The sequence below is a fragment of the Micrococcus sp. KRD096 genome, from assembly GCF_017168495.1.
Lineage (GTDB): Bacteria > Actinomycetota > Actinomycetes > Actinomycetales > Micrococcaceae > Micrococcus > Micrococcus luteus.
On record NZ_JABFAY010000019.1, the window covers coordinates 16,181 to 32,794 of the forward strand.

A 16,614-nucleotide genomic window follows, 5' to 3' on the forward strand; every position below is an offset into this window, starting at 1 on the left:
GCCCGGCTCCGAGCGCACCCCGCCCGCCCGGACGCTCGTCGAGCTCTTCGCCGCCACGGCGCGCGAGCACCCGGACGCGACCGCCCTGGACGACGGCGTCGAGCCGCTGACGTACGCGGAGCTGCGGGAGCGCGTCGACGAGACCGCCCGCCACCTGTGGGCCGCCGGCGTGCGGGCGGGAGACCGGGTCGGCGTGCGGATCGCCTCGGGCACGGCCGCGCTGTACGTCTCGATCCTCGGCGTGCTCGCCGCCGGCGCGGCCTACGTCCCCGTGGACGCGGACGATCCGGAGGAGCGCGCCCGTCTCGTGTTCGGCGAGGCGAAGGTGGCCGGCGTCCTCACCGACGAGCGGGTCTACGCCCCGCACCCCGAGCACACCGTGGACCCGGCCGCCGAGGCCCGCGCCCCCGGGCTCGAGGACGACGCGTGGATCATCTTCACCTCGGGCTCGACGGGCACCCCCAAGGGCGTGGCGGTGAGCCACCGCTCGGCCGCGGCCTTCGTGGACGCCGAGGCGCGGATCTTCCTGGCGGACGATCCGCTCGCCCCGGGCGACCGCGTGCTGGCGGGACTGTCCGTCGCGTTCGACGCCTCGTGCGAGGAGATGTGGCTCGCCTGGCGTCACGGTGCGTGCCTGGTCCCGGCCCCCCGCTCGCTCGTGCGCTCCGGCATGGACCTCGGCCCGTGGCTCGCCGAGCGGCGCATCACCGCCGTGTCCACCGTGCCGACCCTCGCCGCGATGTGGCCCACCGAGGCCATGGACAACGTCCGGCTGCTGATCTTCGGCGGCGAGGCCTGCCCGCCCGAGCTCGCCGCGCGCCTGGCGGAGGACGGCCGCGAGGTCTGGAACACCTACGGCCCCACGGAGGCCACCGTCGTCGCGTGCGCGGCCCCGCTCACGGGTCTCGGCCCGGTCCGCATCGGCCTGCCCCTGGACGGCTGGGACCTGGCCGTCGTCGACCCGCAGACCACGCTGCCCGTGGCCGAGGGCGAGACGGGCGAGCTGATCATCGGCGGCGTCGGCCTGGCCCGCTACCTCGACCCGGCCAAGGACGCCGAGAAGTACGCCCCCATGCCCTCCCTCGGCTGGGAGCGTGCCTACCGCTCCGGTGACCTCGTGGTCTTCGAGCCGGAGGGCCTGCTGTTCGTCGGCCGCGCCGACGACCAGGTGAAGCTCGGCGGCCGCCGCATCGAGCTCGGCGAGGTGGACGCGGCCCTCCAGGCCCTGCCCGGCGTCCACGGCGGCGCCGCGGCCGTGCAGACCACCCCGGCGGGCCACCAGATCCTCGTCGGCTACCTCGTCCCCGCGGACCCCGAGGCCGAGCTCGACCTGCACATGGCCCGCGAGCACCTCGCGGCGGAGCTGCCGGCCGCACTCGTGCCCCGGCTGGCCGTCGTGGACTCCCTGCCCACGAAGACCTCCGGCAAGGTGGACCGCCACGCGCTGCCGTGGCCCCTGCCCGGCGCCGAGGTGGACGAGGACGCGCCCCAGCCGAACGAGGACACCGCCGACGGCTGGGTGCTGCGCCAGTGGGCGGACGTGCTCGGCGCGCCCCCCAAGGACGCCGACACCGACTTCTTCGAGGCCGGCGGCGGCTCGCTCGCCGCTGCCCAGCTCGTGGCCCGCCTGCGCCTGCGCCACCCGGCCGTGACCGTCCAGGACGTCTACCGCAACCCCACCGCCGGGGCCCTCGTGGCCGCCGTCGTGGGCGACGACGGCCCCCGCGGCATCGAGGTGCACGACCGGCACGTCGACCGCACCCGCCACCGCACCCAGTGGGTCCAGACCCTCGTGGGACTGCCCGTGTTCGTCCTGCCCGCCCTGCGCCTGGGCGTGTGGACCGGCCTGGCCCTGAACCTGCTGACGCTCTCCGGGCTCGCGCCCGGGCTGCCCACCGTGCCGTGGTGGGTGCTGATCGTGGCCGGTCTGCTGGTGGTGACCGTGCCCGGCCGCATGCTGCTCACCGCCGCGACGGCCCGGCTGCTGCTGCGCGGCGTGAGCCCCGGGTCCTACCCGCGCGGTGGCCGCGTCCACCTGCGCCTGTGGCTCGCCCAGCAGATCAGCGACCTCGTGGACCCCTACTCGCTGGCCGGCGCCACGTGGGTGCCCGCCTACGCGCGACTGCTGGGCAACCGGATCGGCAAGGACGTGGACATGCACACCGTGCCACCGGTCACCGGCATGCTCACGGTCGAGGAGGGCGCCGCGATCGAGCCTGAGGTGGACCTGTCCGGCTACTGGGTCGACGGCGACGTCGTCCGGCTCGGCGAGGTGCGCATCGGCGCGGACGCCGTCGTGGGCGCCCGCTCCACGCTCCTGCCGGGCGCCCAGGTCGGCGCCGGGGCGCACGTCGAGGCCGGGTCCACCGTCGCCGGGCGGGTGCGCGGCGGCCAGCGCCACGCCGGCTCCCCCGCCGTCAAGGTGGGCAAGGTGAAGTCCCGCGGCCCCGCCGAGGCGCCGCGGGAGACCCCGGGCTGGCGCCTGATGGCGACCGTCCTCTCGACCCTCATCTCCCTCCTTCCGCTCGTCTCCGCCGCCGCGGCGGCCGCGGTGGCCGCGTGGTCGCTGACCTGGTGGCCGCCGGCCCCGGAGGCGGGGCCGCTGGCCGCCGTCGGGACCACCGCGGCGCGCCTGCTGGCCGCAAGCCCCCTGGTGGCCGGCGTCTGGTTCCTGACCCAGATGCTGCTCGTGCTCGTCACCGTGCGCCTGCTCGCGCTCGGCATCACGGAGGGGCACCACCCCGTGCGCTCCCGGGTCGGCTGGCAGGTGTGGGCCACCGAGCGCGTCCTCGACGCCGCCCGCGACCAGCTGTTCCCGATCTACGCCTCCCGCTTCACGCCGACGTGGCTGCGCCTGCTGGGCGCCGAGGTGGGCCGCGGCGTCGAGGCCTCCACCGTGGTGCTCCTGCCCTGCATGACCCGCGTGGGCGACGGCGCGTTCCTCGCCGACGACACGATGGTCTCCTCCTACTCCCTCGACGGCGGGTGGATGCACGTGGCCCCCGCGAAGGTCGGCAAGCGCTCGTTCGTGGGCAACTCCGGCATGGTGCCCGGCGGCCGCACCCTGCGCCGCGACTCGCTCGTGGCGGTGCTGTCCACCACCCCGGCCAAGACCAAGGCGGGCACGTCCTGGATGGGCTCCCCGCCCGTGCGCCTGCGCCGCAACGAGGTCACCGCAGACGCCGCCCTCACCTACGACCCGCCGGCCCGACTCAAGGCCGCCCGCACCGCCTGGGAGCTGCTGCGCGCGATCCCGGTGTGGCTGCACGTGGCCCTGTCCCTCGCCGTCGGCGCGACGCTGGCCGCCCTCATCGCGGTCGGCACGTGGGCGCTGGCCTTCGTCCTGGGCGGCGTCGTCCTGCTCGCGGCCGGCGCGGTCGCGGCGAGCCTGACCGTGCTCGCCAAGCGGGTCTTCGTCGGCCGGATCCGCGCGGGCGAGCACCCGCTGTGGTCCTCGTTCATCTGGCGCAACGAGGTCGCGGACACCTTCACCGAGTTCCTCGCCGCCCCGTGGTTCAGCCGGGCCGCGGCCGGCACCCCCGCCCTGGTCTGGTTCCTGCGCGCGATGGGCGCCCGCATCGGCCACGGCGCCTGGGTCGAGTCCTACTGGCTGCCCGAGGCCGACCTCGTGGAGCTCGGCGACGGCGCCACCGTGAACCGCGGCTGCGTCGTCCAGACCCACCTGTTCCACGACCGCGTGATGTCCCTGGACGCCGTCGTCCTGGAGGACGGCGCCACCCTCGGCCCCCACTCCGTGGTGCTGCCCGCCGCCCGCCTGGGCCGCGGCACCACCGTCGGTGCCGGGTCCCTCGTGATGCGCGGCGAGGAGCTGCCCGCCGGCACGTGGTGGCTCGGCAACCCGGTCTCCCCGTGGCGTCGTCCCGACGGCGACCCCGCCGCCGCGGCCACCCCCTCCCGAGAGGAAGCATGAGCACCGATCCCTACGTCCCGGGCGTCGGCACCGACGCCGCCACCGTCGAGCACATCGCACTGGACCTCGACGTGCGCCTGGCCGCGAACCGGGTCTCCGGCACCGCCGTCCTGCGCGTGCGCCTGACGAAGCAGAGCCGCCGCATCGAGCTGGACCTGTACCGGCTGCGCGTGTCCCGGGTGGACGCCGTCGTCGACGGCCGCGCCGTCGCCTCCTCGTTCACCCAGCCGGGCCGCGCCCCGAGCCGCCTCGTCGTCGACCTGGACGAGAGCCGGCCGGAGGGCACGCTCGTGGAGCTGACCGTGGTCTACGCGGGCACGCCCACGCTGCGGCGCAGCCCGTGGGGCACGATCGGCTGGGAGGAGCTCACGGACGGCGTGCTCGTGGCCGGGCAGCCCCACGGCGCCTCCACGTGGCTGCCGTGCGTGGACTCCCCCACCTCCCGCTCGACGGCGGAGATCACCTTCACCTGCGACGCGGGCTACCTGCCCGTCGCCAACGGCGTGGGCGCGCCCGTGCGCACGCGCGGCTCGCGGGTCACGTGGCGGTGGCGGCTCGACCAGCCCGTGCCCGCCTACCTGCTCAGCGTGCAGATCGGCCGCTACCGGCTCGTGGACGCCGCCCCTCCCGCCGAGGGCCTGCCGCCGCTGCGCCTCGTGGTCTCCCCGCGGACCGAGCAGCGGGCCCTCCGGGCCCTTGCCCCCCAGCCGGCCATGATGGCCACGTTCATCGACGCCTACGGGCCATACCCATTCGAGGACTACACCGCGGTCGTGGCCGACGAGGAGCTCGAGATCCCGCTCGAGGCCGCGAGCATGTCGCTGTTCGGCACCAACCACCTGGACGGCTCGTGGGAGTCCGAGCGGCTGATCGCCCACGAGATGTCCCACCAGTGGTTCGGCAACGCCGTGACCCTGGGCCGCTGGTCCGACCTGTGGCTGCACGAGGGCTTCGCCTGCTGGTCCGAGTGGCTGTGGGCCGAGGCCTCGGGGCGGTCCAGCATCACCTCGATGGCGCGGCGGGCCTGGCAGAAGCTGGCCGCGCACCCGGTGGAGCAGGCGCTGGCCGAGCCCGGGCCGGAGGAGATGTTCGAGGACTGGGTGTACAAGCGCGGCGCGCTCACCGTGGAGGCGCTGCGGCACCTGCTGGGCACGGACCTCTTCGGCTCCATGCTGCGCGCCTGGGTGCGGGAGCACCGGTTCGGCACCGTCGACTCCCTGGGGCTGCGCACGCACGTGCACGCGTGGGCCCCGCACGCCGGGGTGAGCCGAGCGCAGGTGGACGAGCTCTTCGACGCGTGGACGCTGCGGCCCGAGCTGCCGCCGTTCCCGGGCTGAGGCGCCCGCGCGGTCGACTCAGCGGCCCCGCAGCGCCAGCGCCCCGAGGAGACCGCCCGGCAGCCGGTCGGTGAGGTCCACCAGCACGACGTCGGCCGGCACGGTCAGTGCGTCGACGGCGGCGGGGTCGCCCGTGAAGCCGGTGCCGGCGGCCTTCACGAGCGCCTCCTTCCGCGTCCACAGCCGGGCCCGCGCGGCGGGCCTCTCGGGGGCGGGAAGCTCCCGCACCCGGGCGCGCTCCGCCGTCGAGAAGCCCACCCCGCCCAGGCCGTCCTCGTCCGCGAAGGCCGCGGCGTCCGCCCGCTCGACGTCCACCCCGAGGCCGAGCCCGTCGGCGGGCCGTGCCGGCGCCCACCACGCCCCGATCCGAGCCCGGTCCTCAGTGCCGGGCATCCGGACGCGCGTGAACGAGACGAGGGCGACCCGGCCGGGGGGCAGGCCGGTCAGCGCGGGGACGCCGTGCGCGGCCGAGCCGCAGCGCGGGCAGGCGTGCCGGAGCCCGAGCGGCCCCACCGGCACGCCCCAGGCCGCCGTCAGGGCGGTGCGCACCTGACCGAGCAGCGCGGAGACGGCGTCGGCCGCCCCCGCCGAGGCGGGGACGGCCGAGGTCAGGCCCCACGGGCCGGTCGCGACGGACACGGTCAGCGCTGGACCGCCCCGTGCCGCTGCGCCGCGAGCGCGGTGGCCGCGGCGCGGGCCTCGGAGACCTCCTCCGCGGTGAGCGTGCGGTCAGGGGCGCGGAAGCGCAGGGAGAACGCGAGGGACTTCCGCCCCTCCGGCACGCCCGCGCCCCGGTAGACGTCGAACAGCTCGACGGCCTCGAGCAGCTCCCCGGCACCCTCGGCGAGGGTCGCGCGCACGTCCCCGGCCACGACGGCCTCGTCCACCACGAGCGCCACGTCCTGCGTGCTCACGGGGAACGTGGACAGCGGTGCGGCGACCACGATCTCGGGGGCCGCGGCGCACAGCGCGTCCAGGTCCAGCTCCCACACGCTCGTGCGGGCGGGCAGGTCCTCGGCCTCGAGCCACTGCGGGTGCAGCTCGCCGGCGACGCCCACCACCCGGTCCCCGTGCTCGGTCACGACGACGAGCTCGGCCACCCGGCCCGGGTGGAACGCGTGGTGCCGGCCCTGCCGGACGGTCAGCTCGACGCCGAGGACGTCGGCCACGTCGAGGGCCCCGGCGATCGCGTCCTGCCAGTCCACCGGGCGGGGGTCGTGGTCCGGCCCGGGCGCCGAGTCGTGCCCGGCGTACAGACCGGCCACGTGCCACGGCTGAGCGGGGATGCCGGCCTCGAGGTCGGCGAGGACCTCGGCGGAGGGGTGGACCGCGCGCGGGGGGATCGTCGCCGAGCCCAGCTGCGCGCCGGGCAGGAAGACCAGCCCCATCTCGTACAGCGCCAGGTCGCGGAAGCCGCGTCCGAGGTTGCGGCGCGCGGTCTCGACGAGGCCCGGCAGCAGCGACAGGCGCAGGTACCGGTACTGGGAGGCGATCGGATTGGCCAGGGCCACCATCGCCAGGGCCTGGCCCTGCGCGTCCGAGTCCGCCCCGAAACGCCGGTTCTGCTCCTCGGAGACGAACGGGTAGGCCAGCCCCTCGGTGAGTCCCGCGGCCGCGAGCGCGGCCGACACGCGGCGACGCTGGGCCTGGCGGCGGGTGAAGCCGCGGCCCGGCGGGGCCACGGGCACCACGGAGGGGATCGCGTCGTAGCCGCGCAGGCGCGCGACCTCCTCGGCGAGGTCCTCGGGGATGCGCAGGTCCGTGCGCCACGACGGGGCGGTCACGGTCAGCCGCGGGGCGACGTCGGCGGCGGCCTCGGCGACGGCCACCTCGGCGCCCAGGGCGCGCAGCGTCTCCACGACCTCGTCGGTCGTGTACGCCACGCCCACCAGGGCGGAGGGGAAGTCGGCGGCCATCTCGACGACGGCCGGCTGCGGCCGCGTCCCGACGTCGGTGACCCCGGGCTCGGCGGTGCCGCCGGCGAGCTCGACGAGCAGCTGCACGGCCCGCTCGGCCGCCTCGTCGGCGATCTCCCAGTCGACGCCGCGCTCGTTGCGCTTCGACGCCTCCGAGGGCAGGCGGTGCCGGCGCCGCGTACGGGCGATCGACACGGGGTCGAAGTTCGCGGACTCGACCACGATCGTGGTGGTGGCGTCCGTGACCTCGGTGGCGGCCCCGCCCATGACGCCCGCCAGGCCGATGGGGCCGGAGTCGTCCGTGATGAGCAGGTCCTCGGGGTCGAGCTCGCGCTCCTTGCCGTCGAGGGTGGTCAGGGTCTCTCCGGCCCGCGCGCGGCGCACCACGATCTCGCCGGAGAGCGTGTCCGCGTCGTAGAAGTGCAGGGGCTGGCCCAGCTCCCACATCACGTAGTTGGAGATGTCCACCGGCAGGGAGATGGTGCGGATGCCGGCCAGGCGCAGGCGCGCGGCCAGCCACGGCGGGGTCGGACGGGTCGCGTCCACGCCGGAGACCGTGCGGGCGACGAAGCGGGTGGCCCCGGGCTCGCCGTGGATCGGCGCGTCGTCGGCGATCCGGACGGCCGGGCCGGCGTCGTCGGCCGCCGGCGGGTGGACGGCGGCGGCCGGGTCCGTGAAGGGCACGCCGGTGGCGTGCGCATACTCGCGCGCGACGCCGCGCATCGAGAACGCGTAGCCGCGGTCGGGCGTCACGTTGATCTCGGCGGCCTCGCCGTGCAGGTCCAGGACGTCCCGGGCGTCGGTGCCCGGCTCGGGGTCGAGCCCGAGGTCGCCGAGCACGATGATCCCGTCCGTGCCGTCGTCGCCCATGCCCAGCTCCGTGCTGGAGGCGATCATGCCGGCCGAGACGTGGCCGTAGGTCTTACGGGGGCTGATGCGGAAGTCGCCGGGCAGCACCGCGCCGGGCAGGGTCACGACGACCTTGTCCCCGACCTCGAAGTTGTGGGCGCCGCACACGATGCCCTGCACGCCGGAGGGCTCGATGCCCTCGCCGGTGAGCGGCTGGGCGGCGCCCTCGGGCACCACCCGCACGGAGCACCAGTTGATGGTCTTGCCGTTCTTCTGCGGCTCAGGCTCCTTGGAGAGCACCTGCCCGACGACGATCGGGCCCTGCAGCTCGGCGGCCGGACGGTGGATGTCCTCCTCCTCGAGGCCGACGCGGACGAGGTCGGCCATCACGTCCTCGGCACGGTGCTCCGCGGGCACGGGGACGAACTCCCGCAGCCAGTCCAGGGGGATGCGCATGGATCAGACCTCCATTCCGAAGTGCTGGGAGAAGCGGACGTCGCCCTCGATCATGTCGTGCATGTCCGGGACCTCGTTGCGGAACATGAGCGTGCGCTCCACGCCCATGCCGAACGCGAACCCGGAGTACTCCTCCGGGTCCAGGCCCGCGGCGCGCAGCACGTTCGGGTGCACCATGCCGCAGCCGCCCCACTCGATCCAGCGGGGCCCGCCCTTGGCGCCGGGGTGCCAGATGTCCAGCTCGGCGCTGGGCTCGGTGAACGGGAAGAAGTTCGGGCGCAGGCGGATGGCCGCCTCGGCCCCGAACATCTGGCGGGCGAAGTACTCGAGGGTGCCGCGCAGGTGGGCCATGGTCAGGCCCTTGTCCACGGCCAGGCCCTCGAACTGGTGGAACACCGGGGTGTGCGTGGCGTCCAGCTCGTCCGTGCGGAAGGTGCGACCCGGGCACAGCACGTAGGTGGGGGCGCCCCGCTCGAGCAGGGAGCGCATCTGCACCGGGGAGGTGTGGGTGCGCAGCAGCAGGTGGGCCTCGGCCGGGGCCACGAAGAAGGTGTCCTGCATCTCGCGGGCCGGATGGTCCGGCGCGAAGTTGAGGGAGTCGAAGTTGAACCACTCGGACTCGAGCTCGGGGCCCTCCGCGATCTCCCAGCCCATGCCGACGAAGATCTCCGAGACACGGTCCATCGTCAACGAGAGCGGGTGACGGGCGCCGACGCGGCGGCGACGGACCGCGGTGGTCACATCCACCGTCTCCTCGCGCAGGATCCGCGCGGCCTGCTCCGCCTCGAGCACCTCGGTGCGGGCGGCCAGGGCCTTGCCCAGGCGGCCGCGTGCGGCGCCCATGAGCTTGCCGGCCTCCGCCTTGCGCTCCTTGGGCAGGGCGCCGATCGCCTTGTTCGCGAGAGTCAGGGGGGCCCGGTCGCCGGTGTGGGCCAGGCGGGCGGCCTTGAGCTCATCGAGGTCCGCCGCGGCCTCGTACGCGGCGAGCGCGGCCTGCACGGCGGCCTCCACCGCCTCCGCGTCCACGGGGGAGATCTCCGCCACGGGCGCGGTGGGCTCCGCGCCGGTCTCGGGGCTGGGTGTCATCAGGGCAACGACCTTCGCATGGGGGACGGTGGGACGCCCGTCAGTCTAGTGTCCGCCCCGGGCGCGCTCGGCCTAGGCTGAGGCGCATGACCGCCCCGGACTCCCTCGACGGCACCGACCCGCTGCTGCGGGGCGTGGGCCTGGACGCGCAGACCCGCTGCGCCCATTACGCCACGGCGCGGGACGTCGTCGCCCTGCGCTTCGCCTGCTGCCCCGCGTACTGGTCCTGCCACCGCTGCCACGCGGAGCTCACCGACCACCCGGCCGTGCCGGTGCCCGCCGACGACTTCGACCGGCCGCATGTGCTGTGCGGGGTGTGCCGCACCGAGCTGAGCGTGACCGCGTACCTCTCCCTCGAGGCCACCGCCGATCCCGCGTGCCCGGCCTGCGGGGCGCCGTTCAACCCGGGCTGCGCCGCCCATGCCCCGCTCTACTTCGACGTCCCCGCGTCTGGGTCCCCCGCCTGTGGCACCGGACCCACGGCGCGGCCATGACCGCGGCCCCCTCCCGGCCGTCGCCTCCGGCGCACGTGCGGGCGCGCGGGCTGTGGAACCTGGTGAACCTGGCGACGCCGCTGGGGCTGGTGGGCGCCGTCGTCGCCGGCTGCGCGCTGCAGCCCGGGCCGCACGGGCTGGTCGAGGCCCGCGGCTGGACGCACCGGTTCCCGGGCGGGGCCGCGTTCACGGTCGGCGACGTCGTGTTCACCCGCCCCGGCCTGCGCATGACGCCCGCGCTGTGGCGGCACGAGGCCGGCCATGCGGACCAGTACGCCCTCCTGCTGGGTCTGCCCTTCCTGCCGGCGTACGCGCTGGCGGCGGCGTGGTCGACGTGGCGGACCGGGGACCCGGCGTCGCGCAACGTCTTCGAACGACGCGCGGGCCTGGCCCTGGGCGGCTACGTCGAGCGGCCCGTGGTCCGCGGCCTGCGGCGCCGCCGCTGACGGGTCCGGGGGTCAGTGCAGGGTGCCGCCGGGGACATCGAGGTCGGGGCCGCCGGCGAGCGCCGTCAGGGCGGCCTCGGCCACCGCGCGCGCCAGGTCGGCCGCGGGCAGGGCCGGGGTGTCCGGCGTCGGGCGGTGCTCGGTGTCCCACGGCACGTGGATGAAGCCGGCGGCCCGGGCGGTGCCGGGGGCGTCGAGGAGCGAGTACATGACGTGGTTGCACACGAACGCGCCCGCGGACAGGGACGGCTCCGCGGCGACGCCGGCCGCCCGGATCTCGGCGACGGCACGCTTGGCGGGCAGGGTGGCGAACAGGGCCGCGGGGCCGTCGGCGCGCACGGGCCGGTCCACGGGCTGCTCCCCCGCGTTGTCCGGGATCCGGGCGTCCTGCAGGTTCACGGCCACCCGCTCGACCCGGACCGCCGCCGTGCCGCCGGCCAGCCCGACGGCGATCGCCACCTGAGGCTGGACCCGGTCGAGGGCCGCGGTCAGGGCAGGCCCGGCCGCGCCGAACGCGCACGGCAGCTCGACCGCCTCGGCCGTCACACCCCGGTCCGCCAGGATGCCCGCGGCGTCCCGTGCGGCGGCGATCGACGGATTGTGGACGTCCCCGCCGAAGGGCTCGAAGCCCGTGAGCAGGACGCGGGCTACCGGGGCGGGTGCACGGGAGGTCATGGCGACAACGGTAGGCGCGTCTGGGCGTCCGCGCCACGCCCGGACTCGTACGCGCTTGCGAGTCGATTCGAACATGTGTTCTACTTCTGGCCATGCGATGGGAAGCGCAGACCCTGCGGTCCGAGGGCGAAGCCCAGCGGGCGACGGCCGGCACACCGGCCGGCTCCGCCGCCCTGCTGCCGCTCTCGGACCTGCAGCGGAGTGTCACCACCCCGGAGTTCGCGGGCGTCACCTTCCATGAGGTGCTCGCCAAGACCGCACTGAACTCGGTGCCGTCCGCCTCGGCCATGCCGTTCCGCTGGACCGTGAACCCGTACCGCGGCTGCACCCACGCCTGCCGGTACTGCTACGCCCGCAGCACCCACACCTTCCTCGAGCTCGATGCCGGGGCCGACTTCGACCGGCAGATCGTCGTGAAGGTCAACGTCGCCGAGGTGCTGCGCGCCGAGCTCGCCCGCCCCACGTGGGGCCGCGAGGCGGTGGCGTTGGGGACTAACACGGACCCGTACCAGCGGGCCGAGGGCCGCTACGCGCTGATGCCCGGGATCATCCGGGCCCTGGCGGATTCCGGCACCCCGTTCTCCGTGCTGACCAAGGGGACCCTGCTCGCGCGGGATGTGCCCCTGCTGCAGGCGGCCTCGCGCCAGGTGCCCGTGCAGGTCTCGCTGTCCCTGGCGATGCTCGATTCCGCCATCGCCGCCGCGGTCGAGCCGGGCACGCCGTCGCCGACCGCACGCCTGCGCCTGATCGAGCGGCTCGCCGCCGCGGGTGCGGACGTCACCGTCATGGCCATGCCCCTGCTGCCGTGGCTCACGGACGGGGACCGCGAGATCGACGCCCTCATGCGCGCGCTGGTGGACGCCGGGGCGGCGCGCGTCATGCCGGGAGCCCTGCACCTGCGGCCGGGCGCGAAGGAGTGGTACCTGGACTGGATCCGCCGCGAGCACCCGGATCTGTTGGCCGGCTACGAGCAGATGTACGCCCGGTCCGCCTACGCGCCCGAGTCGTACCGTCGCATGCTCACCCGGGTGGCTGGGGAGGCCGCCGCACGGCACGGCCTGGCCCGCGGCGGCGCCCACGGCATCCGGCGTGAGGACGGCCCCACGGCCCGGCGCCGGTCGGCGTCCCGGCCCTCCGCCCCGGCGGCGCAGCCCGCGCTGTTCTGACCCGTCCGCGGGGCGCGGCCGGTCGCGTGCCGGCTCAGCGCCCCGCCGAGAACGCCGTGGCGGCGCCGCGGAGCACCTCGGCCACGATCGGCCGGTCCGCCGGGATCCAGTCCAGGTGCTGCACGCCCGGCCCGGCCAGCGGCAGCCACGCCAGCAGGTCGTGGTCCTGGAGGGCTCGGGGCCTCGCCCCCTCCTCCGCCAGGACGCCCCAGAGCACCCGCATCCGGGCGCCGTTGGCCAGCTCCCACCCGGCGGGCTCCGGCGCCGCCACCTCGGGGCCGAGCCGCACGGCGACCCCGAGCTCCTCCCGGCACTCCCGCAGCAGCGCCTGCTGGATGCCCTCCCCCGGCTCGACCTTGCCCCCGGGGAACTCCCAGAGTCCCCGCAGCGCGGCGGGCGCGCTGCGGCGGGCCGCCAGCAGGCGGGTCGGCGCGGCCGCATCGTCGAGCAGCGCGAGCCCCACGACCAGCCGCGGTCGCGCACCGTCCCGGGGCGACGTCGTCGGGCTGGCAGCGGGCGCGGGGCGAGCGGGTGTGGCGGAGGTCATGAGCCCAGGCTAGCGAGGCCCCCGCCCCCGCAGACCGGAGTCCGTAGGCGCCCACGACCGTTCCCCCCGCGCCCCGCGTCCGACGCGCCCGGACCCGTCCATCCCACCGACCGCGCCGACGGGCCCCGGCGCGCTGCTGGGCGGCCGCCGCGTGCGTCTGCTGCCGGCCATCCTCGCGCTGGCCCTGGGCAGCTTCGCGATCGGCACCACGGAGTTCGCGATGATGGGCCTGCTGCCGCAGGCGGTGGCCGACCTCGGCATCGGTCTCGAGGCCGGCGGCGTGCTCATCTCCATGTACGCGCTGGGCGTCGTGATCGGCGCTCCCCTGCTGGCCGCGTCCTTCGCCCGCGTCGACCGGCGGGTCACGAGCATCGTGCTGATGCTGCTGTTCGTCGTGGGGCACGTGGCCGCGTTCCTCGCCCCGGACATGGGGAGCATGATGGCGGCCCGGTTCGTGTCGGGCCTGCCCCACGGCGCCTACTTCTCCGCGGCCGCCCTGGCCGCGGCGGACCTCGCCGGGCCCGCCCGCCGCGGCCAGGCCGTGGCCTGGGTGATGGCCGGGCTGTCCGTGGCCAACGTGCTGGGCGTGCCGGGCGCGACGGCGCTCGGGCAGGCCGTCGGCTGGCGCTGGATGTTCGTCATCGTGGCGGTCTGCGCGGCCCTGTGCGTCGGGGCGACCGCGTGGCTCGTCCCGTCCGTGCCGGCCCCCGCGGGCGCCTCGGTCGGCCGCGAGCTGCGCGGTCTGGCCTCCGGCCGCCTGTGGGCGACGGTGGCCGTGGGCGTGATCGGCTTCGCCGGCATGTTCGCGCTCTACACCTACATCGCGCCGCTGCTCACGGAGGTCGCGGGCCTCGAGGAACGGTGGGTCCCCGCCGTGCTGGCCCTCTACGGCGTCGGCATGGTGATCGGCACGCTCGTCAGCGGCGCCCTCACGGACCGCGACCCGGTGGGCACCCTGCGCCTGAGCTTCGGGCTCAGCGCGGTCTCGCTGGCCGCCGTCGCGCTGACGGCCTCGTGGGCTCCGGTGATGATCGTGTTCCTCTTCTGCGTGGCCGTCAGCGGCTCCGGGATCGCCCCGTCCCTGCAGGTGCTGCTCGTGGACTCCGCGCCCACCGCACCCCAGCTGGCCGGTTCGCTCAACCACTCCGCGCTGAACATGGCCAACGCGATGGGCGCGTGGGTCGGGGCCGCCGCGATCGGGGCCGGTGCGTCGCTGCGGACCCCGCCGCTGGTCGGCGCGGGCATCGCCCTGGCGGGCCTGGTGCTGGCGTTCCTGCTCGTGCGCCGCGACGTCGCGGCGCGGCCCGGCGTCCAGGCTGACGACGGCGGCTCGCCCCGCTGATCGGCCCGCTCCCGGCCGGGGCGATCCTCGTGCGGCCGGGAAATCCCGAAAAAGCCGGGGCGCCAGAGGTGGCCCCGGACGAAAACCCCTTGCTACGTTCGTTCTCGTACGTCAGATTCGCAACCTGAAAGGAATCACTATCATGGGCTTCATTGGCTGGATCGTTCTCGGCCTCATCGCCGGTGCCATCGCTCGCGCCATCCTCCCCGGACGTCAGGGCGGCGGCTGGCTCGGCGCCCTCCTCACCGGCATTGTCGGTGCTCTCCTCGGCGGCTGGATTGCCTCCCTGGTGTTCAACATCAACGTGAACGAGAAGTTCTTCAGTCTGGGCACCTGGATCTTCGCGATCATCGGTGGTGTCATCGTCGCGGCCGTGTGGCAGGCCATCACCCGCCGCACCGGCACCCGCGCCTGAGCGAGCTGAGCGGCCCGGTTTCGACCCGGGAACGCGCAGAAGGGGCGGGGATCCACTCGGATCCCCGCCCCATCTGCGTCTCCGGACGGCTGGCGCCGCCTCGTGCGCCCCGTCAGCCGGCGCGCCGTGCCCCCGCCATCGCGGACGAGTACAGGCACACCGTGGCGGCGGTCCCCACGTTCAGGGACTCCGCGGCCCCATACAGCGGCACCGCCACCCGGCGGTCCGCCAGCGCGAGCTCGCCGCCGTCCAGGCCCTGGGCCTCGTTGCCGAACAGCCACGCGGTCGGCGCGGCGACCACGCCGGGGGCGAGGGCGTCGAGCCGATCCGAGCCGTAGCCGTCGGCGGCCCACACCTGCAGGCCTGCGGCCCGGGCGGCGGCCGCGGCCGCCTCTGCGGGGACGGCGGTGACCACGGGCAGGTGGAACAGAGACCCGGCGGTGGACCGGACCACCTTGGGGTTGAACGGGTCGACGGAGCCCGGCGTGAGGACCACCGCGTCCGCCCCGGCCGCGTCCGCGGCTCGGATGACCGTGCCGGCGTTCCCCGGGTCCTGCACGCGGCACAGCACGGCGGCCAGGCGCGCCTCCCCGAGGACCGCTTCGACGGCCTGCGGCTCCGGCATCCGCGCCACGGCGACGATGTCCTGCCCCGTCACGGCGTCGGCCATGGCGGTGAGCACCTCGTCGCTGGCCTGGCGCACCAGGACGCACTCACCACCCGGCGTCGGGCGGTCCCGGACGCGCGCCACGAGCTCGGCCAGCGCGGGGTCCCGGTCCACGAGTCCGACGGACATGTACACCTGGGTCAGCACCCGCCCCGCGCGCCACTGCCCCGCGGCGGCCGCCGGCCCCTCCCCCAGGTGGGCGCGCAACGCCTCGCGGCAGGCCTGCGGCCCCTCGACGAGGAACGTGCCCGTCCGGCGTCGGGCGGAGCGGCCCGCCAGGGCTGCCACCGCGCGCACGCGCTCGGCGCGGGGATGGGTCATCGGCTCGGCGTGCGGGGTCATGGGGTCTTTCTGGTCGGGGCTCAGCTGCGGATGCGCAGACGCCGACGGGGCGGGCCTCGGTGGAGGACCCGCCCCGTCGGCGGTGGTGTTCACGCCTGGGACGTGGTGGTGGGGGCCCTCAAGGCCCCGGAGCCGGCTCAGCGGGAGGCAGCGGGGGCGTTCACGTCCGCGGGCAGCGCCTCGCGGGCGGTCTTCACCAGCACGGCGAAGGTCGCGGCGTCGGAGACGGCGATCTCGGCCAGCATGCGGCGGTCCACCTCGACGCCGGCCAGCTTGAGGCCCTGCATGAAGCGGTTGTAGGTCATGCCGTTGGCGCGGGCGGCCGCGTTGATGCGGGTGATCCACAGGCGACGGAAGTCACCCTTGCGCTTGTGGCGATGCTGGTAGTTGTAGGTGAACGAGTGGAGCATCTGCTCCTTCGCCTTGCGGTACAGGCGAGACCGCTGGCCGCGGTAGCCGGAGGCGCGCTCCAGCATGGTCCGACGCTTCTTGTGGGCGTTCACTGCCCGCTTCACACGTGCCACGTGCGTACTCCAATCTGTGTGGTCCCCGGGGCGCGCACTGGCGCGTCACGGCCGAGGAGGAAGGGGTTCCGGCGAGGCCGGAGGGGGGTGTCAGATGCCGAGCATCCGCTTGATCTGCTTGATGCTGCCCTTGGAGACGAGCTGGTCGCCCTTGAGACGGCGGGTCAGGCGCGAGGACTTGTGCTCCAGGTAGTGGCGGCGGTTCGCCTGCTGGCGCATGATCTTGCCGGAGCCGGTCACGCGGAAGCGCTTCTTGGCACCGCTGTGGGTCTTCATCTTCGGCATGGCTGCCGTTCTCCTTCACTCATCGCTGCCGTGCGCGGCGCGCACGGCAGTGCTGGTCACCCCGGTCCGTCCGGACCGGGCTGGTCTGTGGCGACCCCGGGGGGTCAGGCCCGAGGACCGGGCTTGGGGGCACCGC

The 16,614-nt window shown here is 75.5% G+C and carries 15 protein-coding genes; 7 read left to right on the top strand and 8 right to left on the bottom strand.

Going from position 1 to position 16,614, the window contains the following annotated elements; translation table 11 throughout:
• On the top strand, window positions 1–3,931 hold a 3,931-nt coding region (locus J1M41_RS09935), incomplete at its 5' end, for a Pls/PosA family non-ribosomal peptide synthetase (protein WP_241247921.1).
• Complete coding sequence (locus J1M41_RS09940) at window positions 3,928–5,268, top strand: M1 family metallopeptidase (protein WP_206451659.1); 1,341 nt, start codon at window positions 3,928–3,930, stop codon at window positions 5,266–5,268. The genes J1M41_RS09935 and J1M41_RS09940, both read left to right, overlap by 4 nt.
• Window positions 5,269–5,286: 18 nt before the next feature.
• Here the strand turns inward: J1M41_RS09940 and J1M41_RS09945 are convergent, their stop codons facing one another.
• The 3 genes from J1M41_RS09945 to pheS are packed head-to-tail and all read right to left on the bottom strand — an operon-like array spanning window position 5,287 to window position 9,575.
• Complete coding sequence (locus J1M41_RS09945) at window positions 5,287–5,907, bottom strand: 4'-phosphopantetheinyl transferase superfamily protein (RefSeq protein WP_036337488.1); 621 nt, start codon at window positions 5,905–5,907, stop codon at window positions 5,287–5,289.
• A 2-nt stretch (window positions 5,908–5,909) separates the two neighbouring features.
• Window positions 5,910–8,489: a phenylalanine--tRNA ligase subunit beta gene (pheT, locus tag J1M41_RS09950; protein WP_206451660.1), complete on the bottom strand. Its 2,580-nt coding sequence runs from the start codon at window positions 8,487–8,489 to the stop codon at window positions 5,910–5,912.
• Between the two features lie 3 nt (window positions 8,490–8,492).
• Window positions 8,493–9,575 carry a phenylalanine--tRNA ligase subunit alpha gene (gene pheS / locus J1M41_RS09955; protein WP_012750956.1) on the bottom strand — a complete coding sequence of 361 codons (1,083 nt, stop codon included), beginning with the start codon at window positions 9,573–9,575 and terminating at the stop codon, window positions 8,493–8,495.
• Window positions 9,576–9,661: 86 nt separating this feature from the next.
• Between pheS and J1M41_RS09960 the strand changes: the two genes are divergently transcribed.
• Together J1M41_RS09960 and J1M41_RS09965 are read left to right on the top strand one after the other, a co-directional pair.
• The gene (locus J1M41_RS09960; protein ID WP_073117126.1) at window positions 9,662–10,069 is read left to right on the top strand and encodes a CHY zinc finger protein; all 408 of its coding nucleotides are present in this window, start codon (window positions 9,662–9,664) and stop codon (window positions 10,067–10,069) included.
• Window positions 10,066–10,515, top strand: coding sequence for a hypothetical protein (locus J1M41_RS09965; RefSeq protein WP_073117125.1), 450 nt, complete (start codon window positions 10,066–10,068; stop codon window positions 10,513–10,515). The genes J1M41_RS09960 and J1M41_RS09965 overlap by 4 nt, the downstream gene beginning before the upstream one ends.
• 12 nt (window positions 10,516–10,527) lie before the next feature.
• Here J1M41_RS09965 and J1M41_RS09970 read toward each other — a convergent pair whose 3' ends face one another.
• Complete coding sequence (locus J1M41_RS09970; protein ID WP_073117123.1) at window positions 10,528–11,190, bottom strand: pyroglutamyl-peptidase I; 663 nt, start codon at window positions 11,188–11,190, stop codon at window positions 10,528–10,530.
• 92 nt (window positions 11,191–11,282) lie between these two features.
• On the opposite strand from J1M41_RS09970, the gene J1M41_RS09975 reads away from it, so the two are divergent.
• Complete coding sequence (locus J1M41_RS09975) at window positions 11,283–12,356, top strand: Rv2578c family radical SAM protein (protein ID WP_073117122.1); 1,074 nt, start codon at window positions 11,283–11,285, stop codon at window positions 12,354–12,356.
• Between the two features lie 34 nt (window positions 12,357–12,390).
• Here the strand turns inward: J1M41_RS09975 and J1M41_RS09980 are convergent, their stop codons facing one another.
• Window positions 12,391–12,903: an NUDIX domain-containing protein gene (locus tag J1M41_RS09980; protein ID WP_073117120.1), complete on the bottom strand. Its 513-nt coding sequence runs from the start codon at window positions 12,901–12,903 to the stop codon at window positions 12,391–12,393.
• 151 nt (window positions 12,904–13,054) lie between these two features.
• Here J1M41_RS09980 and J1M41_RS09985 point away from each other — a divergent pair, with 151 nt between their 5' ends.
• Window positions 13,055–14,245 carry an MFS transporter gene (locus tag J1M41_RS09985; RefSeq protein WP_342214099.1) on the top strand — a complete coding sequence of 397 codons (1,191 nt, stop codon included), beginning with the start codon at window positions 13,055–13,057 and terminating at the stop codon, window positions 14,243–14,245.
• A gap of 142 nt (window positions 14,246–14,387) precedes the next feature.
• A complete protein-coding gene (locus J1M41_RS09990; RefSeq protein ID WP_020624693.1) occupies window positions 14,388–14,660 on the top strand; it encodes a GlsB/YeaQ/YmgE family stress response membrane protein in 273 nt (90 codons plus the stop codon).
• A gap of 112 nt (window positions 14,661–14,772) precedes the next feature.
• On the opposite strand, the gene J1M41_RS09995 is transcribed toward J1M41_RS09990, so the two are convergent.
• From J1M41_RS09995 to rpmI, 3 genes are all read right to left on the bottom strand, one after another.
• Window positions 14,773–15,669 (bottom strand): RNA methyltransferase, encoded by an 897-nt coding sequence (locus J1M41_RS09995; RefSeq protein WP_073117117.1) that lies wholly within the window; start codon window positions 15,667–15,669, stop codon window positions 14,773–14,775.
• 137 nt (window positions 15,670–15,806) lie between these two features.
• Window positions 15,807–16,193 (bottom strand): 50S ribosomal protein L20, encoded by a 387-nt coding sequence (gene rplT, locus J1M41_RS10000; RefSeq protein WP_002853696.1) that lies wholly within the window; start codon window positions 16,191–16,193, stop codon window positions 15,807–15,809.
• Between the two features lie 90 nt (window positions 16,194–16,283).
• A complete protein-coding gene (gene rpmI, locus J1M41_RS10005) occupies window positions 16,284–16,478 on the bottom strand; it encodes a 50S ribosomal protein L35 (protein ID WP_002853699.1) in 195 nt (64 codons plus the stop codon).
• Window positions 16,479–16,614 lie beyond the last annotated feature (136 nt).

What these genes read in the sequence shown, in the direction of transcription:
- pheS (WP_012750956.1), bottom strand. Translation starts at nt 9,575, where the DNA reads ATGACACCCAGCCCCGAGACCGGCGCGGAGCCCACCGCGCCCGTGGCG.
- J1M41_RS09965 (WP_073117125.1), top strand. Translation starts at nt 10,066, where the DNA reads ATGACCGCGGCCCCCTCCCGGCCGTCGCCTCCGGCGCACGTGCGGGCG.
- J1M41_RS09960 (WP_073117126.1), top strand. Translation starts at nt 9,662, where the DNA reads ATGACCGCCCCGGACTCCCTCGACGGCACCGACCCGCTGCTGCGGGGC.
- rpmI (WP_002853699.1), bottom strand. Translation starts at nt 16,478, where the DNA reads ATGCCGAAGATGAAGACCCACAGCGGTGCCAAGAAGCGCTTCCGCGTG.
- pheT (WP_206451660.1), bottom strand. Translation starts at nt 8,489, where the DNA reads ATGCGCATCCCCCTGGACTGGCTGCGGGAGTTCGTCCCCGTGCCCGCG.
- J1M41_RS09940 (WP_206451659.1), top strand. Translation starts at nt 3,928, where the DNA reads ATGAGCACCGATCCCTACGTCCCGGGCGTCGGCACCGACGCCGCCACC.
- J1M41_RS09970 (WP_073117123.1), bottom strand. Translation starts at nt 11,190, where the DNA reads ATGACCTCCCGTGCACCCGCCCCGGTAGCCCGCGTCCTGCTCACGGGC.
- J1M41_RS09995 (WP_073117117.1), bottom strand. Translation starts at nt 15,669, where the DNA reads ATGACCCCGCACGCCGAGCCGATGACCCATCCCCGCGCCGAGCGCGTG.
- J1M41_RS09990 (WP_020624693.1), top strand. Translation starts at nt 14,388, where the DNA reads ATGGGCTTCATTGGCTGGATCGTTCTCGGCCTCATCGCCGGTGCCATC.
- J1M41_RS09980 (WP_073117120.1), bottom strand. Translation starts at nt 12,903, where the DNA reads ATGACCTCCGCCACACCCGCTCGCCCCGCGCCCGCTGCCAGCCCGACG.
- J1M41_RS09975 (WP_073117122.1), top strand. Translation starts at nt 11,283, where the DNA reads ATGCGATGGGAAGCGCAGACCCTGCGGTCCGAGGGCGAAGCCCAGCGG.